The 19398-nt window shown below is 61.8% G+C and carries 15 protein-coding genes and 1 other RNA gene; 10 read left to right on the top strand and 6 right to left on the bottom strand.

The window, feature by feature from the left end:
• The first annotated feature begins 131 nt into the window (after positions 1–131).
• Complete coding sequence (locus HJB83_RS18595; protein ID WP_221132071.1) at positions 132–3839, top strand: AsmA-like C-terminal region-containing protein; 3708 nt, start codon at positions 132–134, stop codon at positions 3837–3839.
• 96 nt (positions 3840–3935) lie between these two features.
• Here HJB83_RS18595 and HJB83_RS18590 read toward each other — a convergent pair whose 3' ends face one another.
• The 4 genes from HJB83_RS18590 to ssrA all read right to left on the bottom strand — a co-directional run bounded on the left by HJB83_RS18590 (position 3936) and on the right by ssrA (position 5572).
• Positions 3936–4154, bottom strand: a complete 219-nt coding sequence (locus HJB83_RS18590; protein WP_207581085.1) for a ribbon-helix-helix domain-containing protein — start codon at positions 4152–4154, stop codon at positions 3936–3938.
• Positions 4155–4323: 169 nt separating this feature from the next.
• Complete coding sequence (locus HJB83_RS18585; RefSeq protein ID WP_007630199.1) at positions 4324–4518, bottom strand: DUF4169 family protein; 195 nt, start codon at positions 4516–4518, stop codon at positions 4324–4326.
• 47 nt (positions 4519–4565) lie between these two features.
• Positions 4566–5081 (bottom strand): SspB family protein, encoded by a 516-nt coding sequence (locus HJB83_RS18580; RefSeq protein WP_207581084.1) that lies wholly within the window; start codon positions 5079–5081, stop codon positions 4566–4568.
• A gap of 128 nt (positions 5082–5209) precedes the next feature.
• Positions 5210–5572: a transfer-messenger RNA gene (gene ssrA, locus HJB83_RS18575) on the bottom strand.
• A gap of 111 nt (positions 5573–5683) precedes the next feature.
• Between ssrA and HJB83_RS18570 the strand changes: the two genes are divergently transcribed.
• The 5 genes from HJB83_RS18570 to HJB83_RS18550 all read left to right on the top strand — a co-directional run bounded on the left by HJB83_RS18570 (position 5684) and on the right by HJB83_RS18550 (position 11209).
• Positions 5684–6478, top strand: a complete 795-nt coding sequence (locus HJB83_RS18570) for a thymidylate synthase (protein WP_207581083.1) — start codon at positions 5684–5686, stop codon at positions 6476–6478.
• Positions 6479–6491: 13 nt separating this feature from the next.
• Positions 6492–7010 (top strand): dihydrofolate reductase, encoded by a 519-nt coding sequence (locus tag HJB83_RS18565; protein ID WP_207581082.1) that lies wholly within the window; start codon positions 6492–6494, stop codon positions 7008–7010.
• A 149-nt stretch (positions 7011–7159) separates the two neighbouring features.
• Complete coding sequence (gene hflK, locus HJB83_RS18560) at positions 7160–8248, top strand: FtsH protease activity modulator HflK (RefSeq protein ID WP_207581081.1); 1089 nt, start codon at positions 7160–7162, stop codon at positions 8246–8248.
• Positions 8249–8251: 3 nt separating this feature from the next.
• Positions 8252–9211: a protease modulator HflC gene (gene hflC, locus HJB83_RS18555; RefSeq protein WP_221115768.1), complete on the top strand. Its 960-nt coding sequence runs from the start codon at positions 8252–8254 to the stop codon at positions 9209–9211.
• A gap of 207 nt (positions 9212–9418) precedes the next feature.
• Entirely contained in the window at positions 9419–11209 is a 1791-nt protein-coding gene (locus HJB83_RS18550) for a Do family serine endopeptidase (protein WP_221159575.1), read from the top strand.
• Between the two features lie 306 nt (positions 11210–11515).
• On the opposite strand, the gene serB is transcribed toward HJB83_RS18550, so the two are convergent.
• Complete coding sequence (gene serB / locus HJB83_RS18545) at positions 11516–12406, bottom strand: phosphoserine phosphatase SerB (RefSeq protein ID WP_221132069.1); 891 nt, start codon at positions 12404–12406, stop codon at positions 11516–11518.
• Here serB and miaA point away from each other — a divergent pair.
• Positions 12405–13301, top strand: coding sequence for a tRNA (adenosine(37)-N6)-dimethylallyltransferase MiaA (gene miaA, locus HJB83_RS18540; protein WP_221115765.1), 897 nt, complete (start codon positions 12405–12407; stop codon positions 13299–13301). The two genes, serB and miaA, sit on opposite strands and share 2 nt — an antisense overlap.
• Before the next feature lie 308 nt (positions 13302–13609).
• The gene (locus HJB83_RS18535) at positions 13610–14512 is read left to right on the top strand and encodes a dihydrodipicolinate synthase family protein (RefSeq protein WP_207581076.1); all 903 of its coding nucleotides are present in this window, start codon (positions 13610–13612) and stop codon (positions 14510–14512) included.
• 64 nt (positions 14513–14576) lie between these two features.
• Here the strand turns inward: HJB83_RS18535 and HJB83_RS18530 are convergent, their stop codons facing one another.
• Positions 14577–16601, bottom strand: coding sequence for an ATP-binding protein (locus tag HJB83_RS18530; RefSeq protein ID WP_207581075.1), 2025 nt, complete (start codon positions 16599–16601; stop codon positions 14577–14579).
• Between the two features lie 324 nt (positions 16602–16925).
• Here HJB83_RS18530 and HJB83_RS18525 point away from each other — a divergent pair, with 324 nt between their 5' ends.
• Both HJB83_RS18525 and ilvN read left to right on the top strand, forming a co-directional pair.
• Positions 16926–18716, top strand: a complete 1791-nt coding sequence (locus HJB83_RS18525; protein WP_207581074.1) for an acetolactate synthase 3 large subunit — start codon at positions 16926–16928, stop codon at positions 18714–18716.
• Positions 18717–18799: 83 nt separating this feature from the next.
• Entirely contained in the window at positions 18800–19372 is a 573-nt protein-coding gene (gene ilvN, locus HJB83_RS18520) for an acetolactate synthase small subunit (RefSeq protein ID WP_207581073.1), read from the top strand.
• Positions 19373–19398: the final 26 nt, after the last annotated feature.

The following is a 19398-nucleotide window of genomic DNA, read 5'->3' as shown; positions in this document are numbered from 1 at the left end:
TGCTCTGTCTTTTTGTTTTTCCGCAATTCGCTGAGAACATCACTTCGCGCTTTTCCCGGCAAAACCGCTGTGCACTTTTGCTGTAAGTGCTCTAGTGTCGGCACCAGAATCCCGAATGGAGAATCCTTGAATTGGTAGGCCGGTTCCTCGTCTTTCTGGGGGGAGTGATCGTCGTAGCGCTGTTTGTGGCGCTGCTTGCGCCGCTATTCATCGACTGGACGGATTTCCGCAAGAATTTCGAGGATCAGGCGAGCCGCATCATCGGCAAGAAAGTCACTGTCTACGGGACGGTGGATGCGCGGCTCCTGCCGTTTCCGTCGGTCACGCTGCATGATGTGCGCGTCGGCCAGGAAGCGGACGGCACGCCGATCGTCCAGGTCGAGCAGTTCTCCATGGATGCGGAACTCGCGCCTTTCCTGTCGGGAGAGGCGCTGATCTTCGACATGCGCGTCGTCAATCCGAAGGTGCGCCTGAGATTGCTCAAGGACGGCACGCTCGACTGGATGCGCGGCAGCCGCGCCGAAATACCGGCGAAAACCGTCGTTCTCGAAAACGTGCATGTCAGTGGCGGCGAAGTCGAGTTCATCGATGATCAGTCGGGCCGTTCACGCCGCATCACCGGCTTCAATGCGGAAATGTCGGCCAAGTCGCTGGCCGGCCCCTGGCGCATCGAGGGCGATGCGGCCCTTGACGGCGAGCACGGCAGCTTTTCGATCTCGAGCAGCCAGCCGGACGAGAAGGGCGTGCTGCGCATGCGCACGAAGCTTTCGCCGGACAAGCACCCCGTCAGCATCGATCTCGACGGTGAACTGAAGCTCGTCGACAGCAAGCCGAACTATCAGGGCCAGCTTTCGGCAGCGATTGAAAACCGCAACAGTGCCAAGCCCGCCAACAAGAAAGAGCAGCCGCCGCGCGTCAAGGGCCGCTTCGAGCTCACCAACGAACGCATCCGCATTCCCGAATACCGGATGGAGATCGGCCCAACCGACGATCCCTACGTCATAACCGGCGAGGCGACGCTGGATACCGGCAATGAGCCGGAATTCCTGTTGACCGCCGACGGGCAGCAGATCGATGTCAACCGCATCGGCAATCAGGGTGAGGCCGGCAAGACGACGCGCGACGCGGCGGTTTCGGCACGCCAGCGCCTTAATTCGCTGATCGATGTCATCGGCCAGGTGCCGATTCCGCAGGTGCCGGGCAAGGCGAGTGTCAAGCTGCCGGCGATCGTCGCCGGCGATACGACGCTGCGCGACGTGCAACTGGAGTTGGAGCCGGCCGGTACCGGCTGGATGATCGACAGCGCCAGCGGTACGCTGCCGGGGCGTACGCAGGTGGAAGGCAAGGGCAAGCTGCTGCTTCAGGGCGACGCCTCGTTCAACGGCCAGATCGTGGTGGCCTCCAGCCAGCCGACGGGACTTGCCTCCTGGCTTGCCGGCTCGGTCGATCCGGCCATCCGGCAATTGCGGCAGGCGGGCTTTTCCGCCAATGTCAGCCTGACACATGAATTGCAGCGGTTCGAAAATCTTGAAATCGCCATCGGGCCGGCGACCCTGAAGGGCCGGCTGGAGCGGCAGGCGCTTTCCGGCCAGACGCCGACGCTGTCGGTGGCGCTGAACGGTGATACGCTCGATCTCGATGCGCTGCAGGCGCTGAGCGGGCTGATGACTGGCCAGGATGCCGGCGACAACGTGCTGGACCACAAGATTGCCGCCCAGCTCAAGGCCGATAAGTTCACCGCCTTCGGCGTCGATGCCGAAAATGTCGAGACCACCTTCACGATCGCCGACGGCGCGCTTGCCGTCGACCGGCTGTCGATCAAGAACATCGCCGGCGCCGAGCTGACGGCGACCGGCAGGGCGGAAGGCTCGCTGCTCGACTACAAGGGCGCGGGCGAGATCACCTTCAAATCGGCTGATCCCGGCGGCTTCTTCACCATGCTGCGCGAGCACCTGCCGCATCACCCGGTGCTCGACCGGCTGGTGCGCAATGCCGGTTGGTACGGCAATACGGCGCTGCGCGGCGCGCTGACGCTCGGCGGTGATGAAGGCAACGCCCTGACGGTAACGCTGGCGGGCGTCTCGAATGGCAGCCGCGTCAATCTCGACTACCGCATGTCCGATCTCCTGGCGCTGACCGGCAACGGCACGACGAGCCTCGAAACGACGCTCGAAAACGCCGTGCCGTCCGTCTTGTTCGGCCAGGCCGGGCTCGATCCGCTGCCGGTCGATGTCGGCGCCAATGGCCGCCTGACACTGAAGGTGAAGGCATCGGGCAACGATCCTGCCGATGCGGCGCTGACCTTTGCGACCGACCGGACCTCGTTCACCGCCAATGGTAAGATCGATGTCCGGCCGGAGACTTTCATGAACGGCCAGATCGTGCTTTCGCTCGACAGCGCCGACATCGACCCCTACCTCATCATGAACGGGATCGCCCTGCCGCAGACGGGAACCGGGCTGCCGTTCGGCCTGCAGGTCAATGCCGCCGTCGATAGCGACAAGATCGTCTTTTCCGATCTCAAGGGCCATGCGGCCGACAACGAGTTTTCAGGCGCGCTAAGCTTTGACCGGAAGGCTGCGAAGACGACCGCGTCCGGCGAGCTGAGGCTCTCCAAGGCTGATGCCGGCTGGCTCGGCGAGGCGGTGTTCGGCCAGATCGTCGATCCCGCCAATGGCGCGCTGACGACGGCGCCGCTCGGGTTGCCCGTCTTCAAGGATCTCGACGTCAATGTGAAGCTGACGGCCAAGCAGTTCTGGCCCGGTCTGCCGGAAACGGAGGTCACCGACTTTACCAGCAACGTCGCCTACAAGGGAGACGAGCTGCAGCTCAATGACATGGCCGGCAACTTGGATGGCGGAAAGCTCTCCGGCAATCTGCTGTTCACCAATGCCGATGGTACCGGCTTCCTGCAGACGAAGCTTGCACTTGCCGATTCCGATCTTGCCGGCGTCGTCTGGTTGCGCGACGGCGCGCCGATCGCCAACGGCAAATTCGGATTGTCGCTGTCGATGGAAGCCTCGGGCAAGACGATCGGCGAGATTGCCAGTTCGCTCAACGGTTCGGGCGAACTGAGGCTCGGCGAAACCAGCATACGTGGGCTGAACCTTGCCATCCTTCCACCGCTGCTTGCTGCGACCGACACGATGCAGGAGCAGATCAATGCCGGCAAGGTGCATCCTATCGTCGAGACGCTGCTCAGCAACGGAGAGGCGAAGCTGCCGCCACTCGGCATCCCCTTCAATATCACCGATGGGACATTGCGCGTGCAGAACGTCACCGTCGCCAACGATCTGGCCCGCATCACCGCCGATGCGCAGATCGCGCTGCCGGAGGAGCGGATCACCGCGACGCTGGGCGTCGGGCTCAATCCGGGCACGGAAGCGCTGTCCGGCGCCGAGCCGGCGCTCAGGCTGAATTTTTCCGGCATGCTGCCGTCGCCCGGCAAGACGATGGATGTGACCGATATCACCAGCTATCTGTCGCTACGCGCTTTTGAGCGCGAGCGCCGGCGCGTCGAGCGGCTACAAGCGATCGTGCTCGAAAAGCAGCGGCTGCGGCGCGAGGCAGCACTCTACCGGTTCAATGACGCCGAGCGCGTCAAGGCGGCTGAGATCGAGCAACAACGGCAGGCGGAGGAAGAGCGACTGCGCGCATTGGCGCAGGCAGCGGCGGCGCAAAAGGCTGCTGCCGAGGCTGAGGCTGCACGCACGGCGGAAGCCAAAGCCAAGGCGGATGCGCAGGCGAGGGCTGCCGCCGAGGCGGAAGCGGCGCGGCGCAGCGGGCCGCTGCCCGGTTCGCTCAATTTCGACCAGGTGCCAGGCGTTCAGGCGCAATGAAAATGCATGGGATTTGATTACAGCTCGCGGCTACAGCGCCGCGCGTCTGAAAGACGCGCAAAGGACGCTGTAGCGCTTTCGATTCCGATTTAAGAACTATGCAGTAGCGCCGGCTTTCGCCCAAGCGAGCACATGCAGCCGGAGCGCCGAGGACAGGTTGCTGTCTGGCGGCCGATGATCATCGATCTCCGAAATCAGCGCGGCGAGCGGTATAGAGCGGCTTGCGGCGATCGTCTTCAGCTCGGCCCAGAATTCATCCTCCAGCGAGAAACTGGTGCGGTGGCCGTGTAATGTCGCCGAATGCTTGCGGATCATGAAGCGGCTTTACATCTTGATGGGATTGTCAGATCGATTCATGCAAACCGCATAAGTGGCTGATCTCAATGCAGGTCGCCCGGAAGTGTGCAGCAGTTGCGGGACAACGACATGCACAAGACAAAACTTTCAGAGTTCACTCCGGCTGTTCAAGCTTTGCATGAAACCGTCACGCGCCATCGTCATCCGTCTCGATCCGGCCGTCTCGATGCGCCCTGTCAGCCTTTTCGTTCAGGCTGCGGGTGAGCTGCTTTTCGGCCTTGGTGCGGCCGAAGGAAATACGGTTCTGTTCGGCCTGCGTCTCCTTTTCGGAGCGGGCCTGCTTCTTGCGGAATTGGCGCAGATTGACGATTTCGGCACTCATGCGGGGCCTTAATCCTTATGAAAAAGGGAGGCTTGGCCTCCCTTCAATCACTGCTTCTTGCGGAAGGAGTCGAGCGAGACGACCGAACCCGGTTTCTTCTCTTCGCCATCGGCAGGTTTTGCTCCTGCGGCCTCATCCGACTTTCCTGCCGCGTCGACTGGATAGGCGGTGATTTCACCGGACGGCAATTCCTCGCCATCGGCGAGCGGAACGTCGAATTCGAGCTCGAAATTGACGGAGGGATCGTAAAAGCCGCGGATCGCATTGAACGGGATGACCAGCTTTTCTGGAACGTCGGAGAAGGAAAGGCCGATCTCGAAATGCGTCTCGGTGATCTTCAACTCCCAAAACTGATGCTGGATGACGATGGTCATCTGCTCGGGATATTTCGACTTCAGGTGCTGGGAAATGCGTACGCCGGTGGCACCGGTGAGGAAGGTGATGAAGAAGTGATGGTCGCCCGGCAGGCGGCCCGTCGCTCCGACTTCCGCCAAAACCTTGCGGATGACGCCGCGAAGTGCATCCTGTGCCAGAATGTCGTAGCGGATATGATCCTGCCCCATGCTTTTCCTGTCTTTCGTCGGTTCGGAAGTCTTTTCACAAGGTTATATGCCACGTCCAGGCGCCTTGGGAAAGACCGGAGCCGAGTCACGTTTTTAAGCAGCATACATGATTTCGGCGGCAGGGAGAAGGTGAAGGCTTCTGTTGCCAGGTGCCTTCGGACCCCGCCTAGAGGTGCGAACCACTAGGACTTTGATTGAAGTGTCACACCGCGATTAAGCAGCGAGACGAGCTTCCGCATAGTTGTCGTTTGCAACTACAATTTTAGCCCGATAACGGCGGTACAATGCCGAGCAAAAAGACGATCTTTACACCCTTGTCGATCCTGTTTCGCCCCCATCAAAAGCCGGCCTTCGAGGCCGCCGGTTTTTGGTGGAGGCGCCGGGTACCGCCCCCGGGTCCAATAGGCTTATTACACCGCTCATTTATCGCCATAGCCAGCCCGAAAGCTAGCACGGGTGATATAGTGGTTTCCTCAGCCGATGGAAAGGGCAAACGTCATAAAAGCGTTATGCGATCCATCAGAAATATTGGGAAAATGCCTGCCGGCGATTGGTTTCCTGCTGCTAGAGGCTTAAATTAACGCAAACGGAATCAGCGCAACATGAAGCAATATCTCGATCTCCTGACCCATGTGATGGAAAAGGGCTCCGACCGGGGCGACCGCACCGGCACCGGCACGCGCTCGGTCTTCGGCTATCAGATGCGCTTCGATCTCGAAGAGGGCTTTCCCGTCCTCACGACGAAAAAGCTGCATCTGCGCTCGATCATCCACGAGCTCCTCTGGTTCCTGAAGGGCGAGACGAACATCCGCTATCTCAAGGAGAACGGCGTTTCTATCTGGGACGAGTGGGCTGACGAAAACGGCGATCTCGGGCCGGTCTACGGCGCCCAGTGGCGCTCTTGGCCAGCGCCGGATGGCGGCCATATCGACCAGATCGCCAACCTCGTCAAAGGTATCGTCAACAACCCGAATTCGCGCCGCCACATCGTCTCGGCCTGGAATCCGGCCGAGGTCGACGAGATGGCGCTGCCGCCCTGCCATTGTCTATTTCAGTTCTATGTCGCCGAAGGCAAGCTTTCCTGCCAGCTCTATCAGCGCTCGGCCGACATTTTCCTCGGTGTGCCGTTCAACATCGCCTCCTATGCGCTTTTGACGATGATGGTGGCTCAGGTGACCGGGTTGAAGCCCGGCGATTTCGTTCACACGCTTGGCGACGCCCATCTCTATCACAATCATTTCGACCAGGCGAAGCTGCAGCTGGCGCGCCGGCCGAAGCCGCTGCCTTTCCTGCGCATCAACCCCGATGTAAGGGACATCTTCGGCTTCACCTTCGACGATTTCGAGCTGATCGGCTACGAGGCCGATGCCAGCATCAAGGCGCCGATCGCGGTCTGATCCGGGATATTTCATGGCTGACATCCGCAAGACCATTATCGTCGCCGTTGCGCGCAACGGCATCATCGGCCGCGACGGCGACATGCCTTGGCGGCTTTCGAGCGATCTCAAGCGCTTCAAGGCGCTGACATTGGGCAAGCCGGTCGTGATGGGCCGCAAGACCTACGATTCAATCGGCAAGCCGCTGCCGGGGCGGCCGAATGTCGTCATCTCGCGGCAGGTGGCGATCGACCATGCTGATGTCTCCATGGCGCATTCGCTGCCGGAGGCGATGACGGCGGCCGAAAGGCTGGCCATCGAAACGGGCGTCGACGAGATCTGCATTATCGGCGGCGGGCAGGTTTACGCCCAGGCGATCGGCCTTGCAGACCGGATGTGCATCACCCATGTCGAGGCCGACCTCGATGGGGACGCTTCGTTCCCCGCGATCGATCCCGACATCTGGCGTGCAGGGGAGTCTATCGCGGTTCCGGCCGGCGAGAAGGACAGTCACCCCACGCGCTTCGTCGTCTATGAACGCCGACACGGCTGAAAATGAACTATTTTCCATTTAAATTGACCAAGTTCCTCACGTTGCGTTGAAAGCGGATGCGGCGATACCTATAACGGTCACCAACGCATCCACCGGTCAGCCCCCACGGTTCCGGATGCGTGGAAGACTTAACGAACAACGAGGTTTTGATGCCCTGGAGCAATCAGAATGGCGGCGGCGGCCCTTGGGGCGGCGGCGGCGGTAATAATAATCAGGGACCATGGGGCCAGGGGCCGAACCGCCCGCGCGGCGGTGGCAGCGGCAAGGGCGGACCGCCCGATCTGGAAGATATCATCCGGCGCGGCCAGGACCAGCTGCGCAACATCATTCCCGGCGGTTTCAACGGCGGCGTCGCGGTGATCGTCGCGGCGATCGTCGCAGTCTTCTGGCTGATCCAGTGCGTCTACGTGGTGCAGCCGGATGAGCGCGGCGTCGAACTGCGGTTCGGCAAGCCGAAGGACGAGATCTCGATGCCCGGCCTGCATTTTCATCTGTGGCCGATGGACTCCGTCGAGACCGTCAAGGTGACCGTGCAACAGCTGAATATCGGGGCGACCTCGGCATCGTCTTCAAACGGCCTGATGCTGTCTAGTGACAAGAGCGTCATCAACGTGCAGTTCGCCGTGTTCTACACGGTCAGTGATCCGAAGGCCTATCTCTTCAACGTCGAAAATCCGGCAGAGACCCTGCAGCAGGTTTCCGACAGCGCCATGCGCGAAATCGTCGGACGGCGTCCGGCGCAGGACGCCTTCCGCAGCAATCGACAGCCGATCGAAGTGGACGTGCTCAATATCCTGCAAGATACGATGAACCGCTACGGCGCAGGCGTGACCGTCACCGGCGTGACGATCCAGAACGTGGCGCCGCCGCGCGAAGTCGCCGATGCTTTCGAAGAAGTGCAGCGTGCCGGTCGCGACCGCGACAGCACGATCGAAGAGGCCAATCGCTACACCAACCAGAAGCTCGGCCAGGCGCGAGGCGATGCGGCGCGAATCCGTGAAGATGCAGCCGCCTACAAGGACCGCGTCGTGAAGGAGGCGGAAGGTGAGGCGCAGCGCTTCACTGCGATCAACGACGAATATGCGAAGGCTCCCGAAGTGACCCGCAAGCGGCTGTTCATCGAAACGATGGAGCAGGTACTGAAGAATTCGAAGAAGGTCATTATCGACGAGAAGCAGGGCGTGCTGCCCTATCTGCCGCTCAATGAGCTCGGCAAGCCGGCGCAGCAGGGAGGTTGAGCCATGATATCGAACAGACTTCCCATCATACTCCTCATCCTCGCCATCGTTCTGGTCGGGCTCTATTCGTCCATCTTCGTGGTGAATGCACGCGAGCAGGCGATCGTCGTCCGCTTCGGCCAGATCCAGTCGGTCAAGACCGAGCCCGGCATCTATTTCAAGCTGCCCTTCGGCTTCATGGATGCCGACCGCGTTCAGCTGGTCGAAAAGCAGGCATTGAGGCTCGATCTCGACAATATCCGCGTTCAGGTCCAGGACGGTCAAACCTTCGACGTCGACGCCTTCGTGATCTATAACATCTCGGATGTTCGCCGCTTCCGCGAAACGGTCTCGGGCGATCGCGAGGCCGCAGAAGCGCGGTTGAGGGCGCAGCTCGATTCATCGCTTCGCCGCGTCTACGGTCTGCGCGATTATAATGCCGCGCTCTCGGAAGAGCGTGTCGCGATGATGCTGGAGATTCGCGACGACCTGCGAACCGATGCCGAAAATCTCGGCCTGCATATCGACGATGTTCGCATCCGCCGCACCGACCTTTCGCCTGAGGTTGCGCCCAACACCTATAACGCCATGCGCTCGGAACGCCTGGCCGAGGCCGAGCGTATCCGTGCCGAGGGTAATGAAGAAGGCCAGCGGCGCCGAGCCATCGCCGACCGCCAGGTTGTCGAGTTCACCGCGGGCGCCCAGCGCGATGCGGAAATCCTGCGCGGTCAGGGCGACGCGGAACGCAACCGCGTCTTCGCCGACGCCTTCAGCAAGGATCCTGGTTTCTTCGAGTTCTATCGCTCGATGGCGGCCTATTCCTCCGCGCTCTCGTCGCAGGACACGACATTGGTGTTGTCGCCCAATTCGGAATTCTTCCGCTATTTCGACAATGCCGCCGGCACCCTGCGAACGCCGACAAATCCGGCGGCGGCAATTCCCGGCGCGGCTGCTCCCGCAGCACCCGCGCAGCCGGCGAACTGACGCCAAAGGATGCCATTCGCATCCTGACAATCCTGGAAGGGCCGGCCCGAGTGCCGGCCCTTTTTTCGTGGAAAGGTCGAGATAATCAGGCTTTTGCGAGGGCGCATCATATTGCTCGGGGATTTCGCGAAAAGGTGATTTCACCCTCCATCATTCCGCCTTATGCTGGTGCTCAATGTGCGCATTTACCGCTTATGAGGATGCTTGATGGCCCCCACGACTCGCTCGCCCTTCAGACGAACGCTCGCGCTTATGGCCAGCGCTGCAATTCTTGCGCATGCCGGCATGAACGGGGCCGCCTATGCGCAAACCGCGCCTGAGACGACAGCGCCTGGGGTTGTTGCACCCGCTCCTTCTACTCCGGAAACGGCCGCTCCTGCACCTACGCCGCCTGCACCCTCCGCACCGCAGCAGGCCGCACCGATGCAGGCCTCACCAATTCAGGCCCCAGCAATTCAGGCCCCAGCAATTCAGGCCCCAGCAATTCAGCCCGGAGTGCCCAACAGTGGTCCGGCTTCGGTTGCCGATCTCGCCGAGGGGCTGCTCGACGCCGTGGTCAACATCTCGACCTCGCAGAATGTGAAGGACGACGAGGGCGCAGGCCCGGCGCCGCGGGCGCCCGACGGCTCGCCGTTCCAGGAATTCTTCAACGATTTCTTCAACAAGCAGCAGGGCAACAAGGGCCCGAACCATAATGTCAGCTCGCTCGGCTCCGGCTTCGTCATCGATCCGGCCGGCTATATCGTCACCAACAACCATGTGATCGAGGGTGCCGACGACATCGAGATCAATTTTGCCAATGGTTCGAAGCTCAAGGCGAAGCTGATCGGCACGGATACGAAGACCGATCTTTCGGTGCTGAAGGTCGAGCCGAAGGCACCGCTGAAATCGGTGAAATTCGGCGATTCCAGCACGATGCGCATCGGCGACTGGGTGATGGCGATCGGCAATCCGTTCGGCTTCGGCGGCTCGGTGACGGTGGGCATCATTTCCGGGCGCGGCCGCAACATCAATGCCGGCCCCTACGATAACTTCATCCAGACGGATGCGGCGATCAATAAGGGCAATTCCGGAGGGCCGCTCTTTAACATGAAGGGTGAGGTGATCGGCATCAACACCGCGATCATTTCGCCGAGCGGCGGCTCGATTGGTATCGGCTTCTCGGTACCCTCCGAGCTTGCCTCAGGCGTCGTCGACCAATTACGCGAATATGGTGAGACGCGGCGCGGCTGGCTCGGCGTGCGCATTCAGCCGGTGACCGACGATATCGCCGACAGCCTCGGGCTCGACACCGCCAAGGGCGCGCTGGTCGCCGGGGTCATCAAGGGCGGCCCCGTCGACGATGGTTCGATCAAGGCTGGCGATGTCATCTTGAAATTCGACGGCAAGACCGTCAGCGAAATGCGCGATCTGCCGCGCGTTGTGGCGGAAAGCACGGTCGGCAAGGAAGTCGACGTGGTGGTGCTGCGCGACGGCAAGGAACAGACCGTCAAGGTCAAACTTGGCCGGCTCGAGGACAGCGATCAGGCGGCAGCATCCGACGATGCGGCGCCCGATGGTTCACAGGATGACGGGGTGATTACGCCTGATCCCGGCGAGAACAACGACATGGACCAGCCGGATTCCGACGATCAGGCGCAGCCCACACCGGGCAAGCCCGACCATCACCAGGGCCAGGTGTCGCCGGATGCGACAACGCCGAAGAACGTGCTCGGGCTGTCGCTGTCGCTTTTGAGTGCCGAAACGCGCAAGGCTTTCGGCATCGCCGAGAGCGTCGACGGTGTCGTCGTGACGGAGGTGACGCCCGGTTCGGCCTCGGCCGAAAAGGGGTTAAAGCCAGGCGATGTGATCGTCGAGGTGGCGCAGGAGTTCATGAAGTCGCCGGATGCGGTCGCCGCCAAAGTGCAGGCGTTGAAACAGGAGGGCCGCCGCAACGCCCAGTTGATGATCGCATCGGCAACCGGCGATCTGCGGTTTGTGGCGGTGCCGATGGAGTAAGGGGACGGCGGCGGTGACCGTCTCGCTGCCGTGGCCTCGACTTCCTTCATTGACAAGCACTGGAATGAGCGAGGAGAGGGCGTGCCGTGCGGTACCCCCTCTGCCCTGCCGGGCATCTCCCCCACAAGGGGGGGAGATCGGATATGGCCTGCGCCTCCTATCTATCGTTTTGCCGTGCTGGACGTTAATTGTTTGGGGAAGCCAGTGCGCCCAGCCGATCTCCCCACCTGTGGGGGAGATGTTCGGCAGGGCAGAGGGGCGGCCACAGTCACACGGGTGAAGGCGGAGAAGTGTGTGTCGCGTGGTTTACGCGGTCACAAAATCCGTCTTCCTATAGCCCTGGATGTAGAGCAGCGCGGTCAGGTCGCCGTGGTCGATGCGCATTTTGGCTTCTGCGGCAACGGCGGGCTTGGCGTGGAGGGCGACGCCGGCGCCGGCGAGGTGCAGCATGCCGAGGTCGTTGGCGCCGTCGCCGACGGCGATTGCTTCTTCCGGCGAAATGCCAAGGCTTGCCGAAATCTCGTTCAGTGCATCGACCTTCGCCTGCTTACCGAGGATCGGTTCGGCGACAAAGCCGGAGAGGATGCCGCCGTCTTCGAGCAGCGTGTTGGCGCGGTTCTCATCGAAGCCGAGAGTGGCGGCGATGCGGCTGGTGAAGACGGTGAAGCCACCGGAGACGAGGGCGGTGTAGTGACCTTTCGACTTCATGGTGGCGATCAGTTCCGGGCCGCCCGCCGTCAGCGTGATGCGCTTGGCGATCACTTCGTCGACGACCGATATCGGCAGGCCCTTCAACAGGGCGACGCGTTCGCGCAAAGCGGGCTCGAAGGCGATCTCTCCGTTCATGGCGCGGGCGGTGATGGTCGCGACCTTCTCCTTCAGGCCAACTTCGGCGGCAAGTTCGTCGATGCATTCCTGGCCGATCATGGTCGAATCCATGTCGGCGATCAGCAGCTTCTTGCGGCGGCTTTCCTGCTCCTGGATGACGAGGTCGATCGGCGCGCCTGATAGGACTGCAAGAATATTGGCCTCGGTCGCTTGCGCATCCATGCCGTCACGCAGCGCGATGTCGCAGGCGATGCCGTCGGCCAGCCAGTAGAGGCCGGCAGCGTTCACCGCCTCGGCCGCCTTTTCGGCGATTGCGGGTGTCAGCACGGGATTTGACGGATTGGCAACAAGCGTGGCAACGAGGGCCATGATGGAAAACCTTCTGAGCACAGTGAACGCGATCCTGATAACCGGGCCGACCGCCAGCGGCAAGTCCGCTCTCGCCGTCGAACTGGCAAAGCGCCATCGCGGCGCGGTCGTCAACGCCGATAGCATGCAGGTCTATGACACGCTGCAGGTGCTGACCGCGCGCCCGTCGGAAGAGGAGATGCAGGGTGTGCCGCATCATCTCTACGGCCATGTGCCGGCGGGTTCCGGTTATTCCACTGGCGCCTGGCTGCGCGATGTCGCGGTGCTGCTGCCGGCGCTCAGAGCTGCCGGCCGGCTGCCGGTCTTCGTCGGCGGCACCGGGCTCTATTTCAAAGCGCTGACCGGCGGCCTCGCCGATATGCCCGAGATACCGGAGGCGTTACGGGAGGAATTCAGGGCGCGGCTGCTGGAGGAGGGGCCGGAGGGGCTTCATGCAGAGCTTGCCGAGGCCGATCCCGCCATGGCGGCAAGCCTCAACCGCCAGGACGGGCAGCGCATCGTCCGGGCGCTTGAAGTGGTCAAGGCGACGGGACGGTCGATCGCCGAATTCCAGGGCCGGTCCGGACCAGTGGTGATCGACGCTGCCCAGGCTCGCAAGATCGTCGTGCTGCCGGACCGGGCGGTGCTGCATGAGCGCATCAACGGTCGTTTCGAAAAGATGCTGCGGCAGGGCGCGGAGGACGAGGTGAAGACGCTGGTGGCGCTTGGTCTGCCGGCCGAGGCCCCTGTGATGAAGGCAATCGGCGTGCCGCAGATTGCGGCGATGCTGAAGGGCCAGATGACGCGCGACGAGGTGCTGGAGAAGGGGGCTGCGGCAACGCGGCAATATGCCAAGCGGCAAATGACCTGGTTCCGCAACCAGATGGGCGGCAGCTGGGAACGGATGACGGTTTAGGTGAGGCGGCGAAGTCGTTCGGCTGTCGCACTTGTGCTGGGTATTGGGCAAAATCCACTTTCATTCTGTGCGGTTGTTCGTGACCATAAGAGCCCGCCTTCGTCGACGGCTCCCGGTCGGTCTCGATCAGGCATATGGTAACCGGGTACTTTGCGATCGCAGGAGATCTGATAAGTGTCATTGGCATAGTCGACATTGGTGCTGTTACCAAAGTCTGCGTCGGCGACCGAGGGAAGTCTTGCCGTGTTTTTCGCCGGTGCCGGATCGCGCCTGTTGTTCTCATGTCGACCGTCTTTTAGGATCGCATCATGTCTGTCGCTTCACCGTTTCATAGCCTTTCGGCCTTTCCGCCGACCCCCGCCGATATAGATGGCCGCGTGGACACCGAATCCCTCTGCCGCCTGCTGGATCGTCTGTGTGACGCAGGCGTCGCTTCCATCGGCCTTCTCGGCAGCACCGGGATCTACGCCTTTCTCACGCGTGAGGAGCGGCTGCGGGCCGTTCAAGCTGCGGTCGAGTGCGTCGCAGGTCGCGTTCCCCTCGTCGTCGGCGCCGGTGCCCTGCGGACGGACCATGCCGTCGATCTCGCCAGGGATGCCGAGGCCGCTGGTGCAGACGCTCTTCTGCTGGCGCCCGTCTCATATACGCCGCTCACCCAGGAAGAAGCCTACCAGCACTTCCTCGCGGTCACGAAGGCGGCGAAGCTGCCGCTTTGCATCTACAACAATCCCGGCACGACCCACTTTACCTTCAGCCGGGACCTTTTGCAGCGGCTCTCCGAGATCGAGACAATCAGGGCGGTGAAGATGCCTCTGCCCGTTGACAGCGATTTCAGAGGCGAACTGGCGGCATTGCGTCAGACGACGAACCTTGAGATCGGCTACAGCGGCGACTGGGGCGCTGCCGAGGCGCTCCTCTCAGGCGCCGACGCCTGGTACAGCGTCGTCGGCGGCTTGTTTCCGCGCGTTGCTCTTGCGCTAACCACAGCCGCGATTGCCGGAGACCGCGCCGAGACGCTCCGGCTCGATGGCCTCCTGCAGCCGCTCTGGAAAACGTTCAAGGATTTCGGAAGCATCCGTGTGGTCTATACGCTGGTCGACGTTCTTTCTCTCGCCCAGGTACAGCTGCCGCGGCCACTCTTGCCGCTTGGGCCGATGGATCGGCAGCGTGTGCTCGACGCTGTCGAGCCCCTGATCGCCTTGGAACGGTAGGGCATGATGTCGTCCGAAAACCGCTACGCTTTTCGGGTCGTACTTTGGAGATCGAGCGCCAGCGTCAATCCTTGTTGTAGAGGCTGCTCAGCGGTTTTTTCAGGATGCTTTCGCGCAGCGACGTGCCGGGTTCCCGGCGGGTGATCGCGGGCTGGTCCGTCGGTGATGCCGGCCGGGGGAAGACCGGCTCCTCGCGGCGCATCTCGCGGCGGAGCGCGTCCAGCCGGGGGTCGATCGCTGGCGGTGCGACCGGGTCCAGTCGCGGTGTCTGCGGCAGCAGTTCGCGCCGGTAGGATTCGAGCGGAGCGGACGACGGCGCAGGCGGCGCGTAGGGTATTGCGTCGATATCCTCGTCGGCTGCATCGGCCTCGTCGGGGCCTGCGGCGGACGCAGCATAGCTCACCTGGAAATTCGAGATGTCGGGTCCGACAGTGACCGCCCGCATGCGGGTGACGATCTTGCGCAGGTCGACCGTATCCGGATCTTCCTCACTGTGTTTGCTGTTGGCGCTGCTCGCCTTCGGCAGCAGGCTCTCGTCGACGCGGGAAAAGCGCATGCGCATCGGTACGCTGATCGCCTCGCCGAAAGCAATCGCCTCACCGTTGCCGATCGAGGAGATGAAACTCGTCGTCGAGATCGACGAGTTCGGGATGGCCGAGCGGATGATTTCCTGGTCTCGGTCGTTGGCAAGGCGCATGGCAAAGAGTGTCGAGCACTGCGACAGGATCGTCTGGTCGAGCTCACCCGGCCGTTGGGTGATGATGCCGAGCGAGACGCCGTATTTGCGTCCCTCCTTGGCGATGCGGGCGATCGCCTGGCGCGTCGGCACGAAGCCGAGGCTCGGATCGGAGGGGATGTAGCGGTGGGCTTCTTCGCAAACGACCAGCATGTGGATGGCGCCTTCGCTCCACAGCGCCACCTCGAAGGCCATGCGGCAGAGCACGGAGGCGACCGAATTGACGACTTCGGAGGGAATGCCGGCGAGCTGGAAGGCGCAGATCGGCCGGTTCTCGCCCGGAACGCGGAAGATCTGCGCGATGGTCTCGGTGATCGTGTCGCTGATCGTGTTGTTGGAGAACATGAAGTGGTAGCGCGGATCGTTGATCGCGGCGATCAGGCGCATTTTCAGCGACCGGAGGAAGGGCTTTTCGGTACGGCCTTCGAGGCGACCGATGCGCTCGTCGATCAGCGCCAGCAGATCGGCCATGCGGTAGGGCACCGGCGTGTCGGCGGTGATGGAACTCTTTTCCGTCGTGCGGCGCACCAGCGAATTGTCACTGCCGCGGAAGGCGCGTTTGGCTTCCGGCAGGATATCGCGTAGCATGTCGAGCTCTTCGGGCACCGGCGGGCGGCCGCGAAAGACGACTTCGGCAAACTCCTCCAATCGCATCAGCCAGAAGGGCAGGTCGAGCGTATCGGTATCGATCGTGACGGCGTGGTTGGGAAAGGCAGCGGCGAATTCGTTATGCGGATCGAGGATCAGCACACGCAGTTTCGGATCCGCCGCGATCGCTTTGTGCAAGAGCAGCGACACGGCCGTCGACTTGCCGACGCCGGTGGAGCCGACGACGGCGAAATGCTTGGAGAGCATCGAGGGGATGTGGATCGCTGCGTCGATACTTTCATCCTGAGTCAGCTTGCCGATGACGGCGGTCGTGCCCTCTCCCGCATCATAGATGCGTATCAGGTCGGCAGCGCGGATGCGATGGGCGATGGCGCCGAGATAGGGATAACACGAGATGCCGGTCGAGAATTCTTCGCGCCCGTCCTCATCGACACGGACTTCGCCGAGCAGCTCGGTCTCGATTTTGAAATTATTGTCCTCGCCTTCGCCCCAGGCATGGCTGCCGGTGTTCATCTGGTAGACGAGGGCGACGACGCGGTTGCGGCCGACACTGATCGAAATCAGCCGACCGACGGACCAGAGTTCGGTCAGATCGGTGCCGCCTTCTTCGGCGACGGCAGCAATGGTCGCCCGCGAGCCGCTGCACGCAACGACGCGGCCAAGAAAGCGATTTCCCGGTGCATGGCCATCGCGGCGATCGTGCTCGCCTGCCTTGCCAGACACGCGCAAGTCGTTGTTGAGCAAAGGGCTACTCCCTGCAATGGGACATAAGAATAAAGTCCATCCTTTAACAAATCCTTCAAACCATGGTTTTTAGAGGGTAAAGGAGCGCGGATGGATTTTTATTGCGGCATGCGTTGACGCTGCGAAATTTTCTGTCTATCACTTCCGACCATGAAAATCGCAACGGCTCTTATCGTGGTGGGAAAGCGCATGGGCAGGATGGTGTAACCATCCGGCGGTAGCCACCCATGCGCTAGATGACAGGCTCCTCCGGGGCCTTTTTTTATGCCCGAAATTCGGGCTTCCGGCCACAAACGCAATCCCAGCATCAAACGGAACAGACAGATGAGCACGGACAATCAGGCGGCAGGCAATCGGATGACGGGAGCGGAGATCGTTCTCAAGGCGCTGAAGGACAACGGCGTCGAACATATCTTCGGCTATCCGGGCGGCGCGGTCCTGCCGATCTACGACGAGATCTTCCAGCAGGAAGACGTCAAGCACATCCTCGTCCGCCATGAGCAGGGGGCAGGTCATGCGGCCGAAGGGTACGCGCGCTCCACCGGCAAGGTCGGCGTCATGCTGGTGACCTCGGGCCCGGGCGCTACCAATGCGGTCACGCCGCTGCAGGACGCGCTGATGGATTCGATCCCGCTCGTCTGCCTGACCGGTCAGGTCCCGACGCCGCTGATCGGCTCCGACGCCTTCCAGGAATGCGATACGGTCGGCATCACCCGGCCCTGCACCAAGCACAATTGGCTGGTCAAGGACGTCAACCAGCTCGCCGCAGTCATCCACGAAGCCTTCCGCATCGCCCAGTCCGGTCGTCCGGGTCCTGTCGTCGTCGATATTCCGAAAGACGTGCAGTTTGCGACCGGCACCTACACGCCGCCCGCCGATTACGCGATCCAGAAGAGCTACCAGCCGAAGATCCAGGGCGACCTCAACCAGATCCATGCGGCGATCGAGCTGATGGCGAATGCGCGCCGTCCGGTCATCTATTCCGGCGGTGGCGTCGTCAATTCCGGGCCTGAGGCTTCCAAGCTGCTGCGCGAGCTGGTCGAACTCACCGATTTCCCGATCACCTCGACGCTGATGGGCCTCGGCGCCTATCCCGCTTCGGGCAAGAACTGGTTGAAGATGCTCGGCATGCATGGCTCCTATGAGGCCAACATGGCGATGCACGACTGCGATGTCATGGTCTGCATCGGCGCCCGTTTCGACGACCGTATCACCGGCCGTCTCAATGCCTTTTCGCCGAATTCGAAGAAGATCCATATCGATATCGATCCATCTTCGATCAACAAGAACGTCCGTGTCGATATCGGCATCCGCGGCGATGTCGGCCATATCCTCGAAGACATGGTCCGCCTGTGGAGGGCGCTGCCGAAGAAGCCGGAAAAGGGCCGCCTTGAGGACTGGTGGACCGATATCGCTCGCTGGCGGGCGCGCAACTCCTTTGCCTATACAAGGAGCAGCGATGTCATCATGCCGCAATATGCGCTGGAGCGGCTCTACGCGCATACCAAGGACCGCGACACCTACATCACGACCGAGGTTGGCCAGCACCAGATGTGGGCGGCGCAGTTCTTCGGCTTCGAGCAGCCGAACCGCTGGATGACCTCCGGCGGCCTCGGCACGATGGGATATGGCCTGCCGGCAGCGCTCGGCGTACAGATCGCCCATCCCGACAGCCTCGTCATCGACATTGCCGGCGATGCCTCGATCCAGATGTGCATCCAGGAAATGTCGGCTGCGATCCAGCACGATGCGCCGATCAAGATCTTTATCATGAACAACCAGTATATGGGCATGGTGCGCCAGTGGCAGCAGCTGCTGCACGGCAACCGGCTGTCGAACTCCTATACCGAGGCGATGCCTGATTTCGTCAAGCTGGCGGAAGCCTATGGTGCTGTCGGTCTGCGTTGCGAAAAGCCGGAGCATCTCGACGACACCATTCTGGAGATGATCGAGGTCAGAAAGCCGGTCATTTTCGATTGCCGCGTTGCCAATCTCGCCAATTGTTTCCCGATGATCCCCTCGGGCAAGGCCCACAACGAAATGCTGCTGCCGGATGAGGCCACGGACGAAGCGGTCGCCAATGCAATCGATGCCAAGGGCCGCGCGCTCGTCTGACATTTTTAATTTGCGCATAATCCTTTCCGAAAATCGTTTCCGATTTTCGGGGTTATGCGGCAGGGAAGAGGAAACTCAAGACCATGAACGCACACCTTCAGCCCACGGGCTCCGCCTATTTCATTTCGCCGGAAACGGCGGCGATCGAAAGCCACACGCTTTCCATTCTCGTCGACAATGAGCCGGGCGTTCTTGCCCGGGTCATCGGCCTGTTTTCCGGCCGGGGCTACAATATCGAAAGCCTGACGGTCTCCGAGACCGAACATCAGGCGCATCTTTCCCGGATCACCATCGTCACACGCGGCACACCGCATGTGCTGGAGCAGATCAAGGCGCAGCTCGAGCGCATCGTACCGGTACACCGCGTCGTCGACCTGACGGTGCGTGCCCGCGAACTCGGCCAGGACCGGCCGATCGAGCGCGAAGTGGCGCTGGTCAAGGTGATCGGCGAGGGCGACATGCGCGCCGAGACGCTGCGCCTGGCCGATGCCTTCCATGCCAAGGTGGTGGATGCGACGGTCGGTCACTTTATTCTTGAGATAACCGGCAAGTCATCGAAGATCGATCAGTTCGTGGCGATCATGAAGCCGCTCGGCCTCATCGAGGTCTGCCGCACCGGCATCGCCGCAATGAATCGCGGCGCGCAGGGCATGTAAGCTCGCTGCTGTAATAATTGGAAGCC

It is taken from the genome of Rhizobium sp. NZLR11 (assembly GCF_019685115.1).
In the GTDB taxonomy this organism is placed as follows: domain Bacteria; phylum Pseudomonadota; class Alphaproteobacteria; order Rhizobiales; family Rhizobiaceae; genus Rhizobium.
Note: the sequence above shows the minus strand (reverse complement) of the source record. Positions and strands in the feature narration are given on the sequence as shown.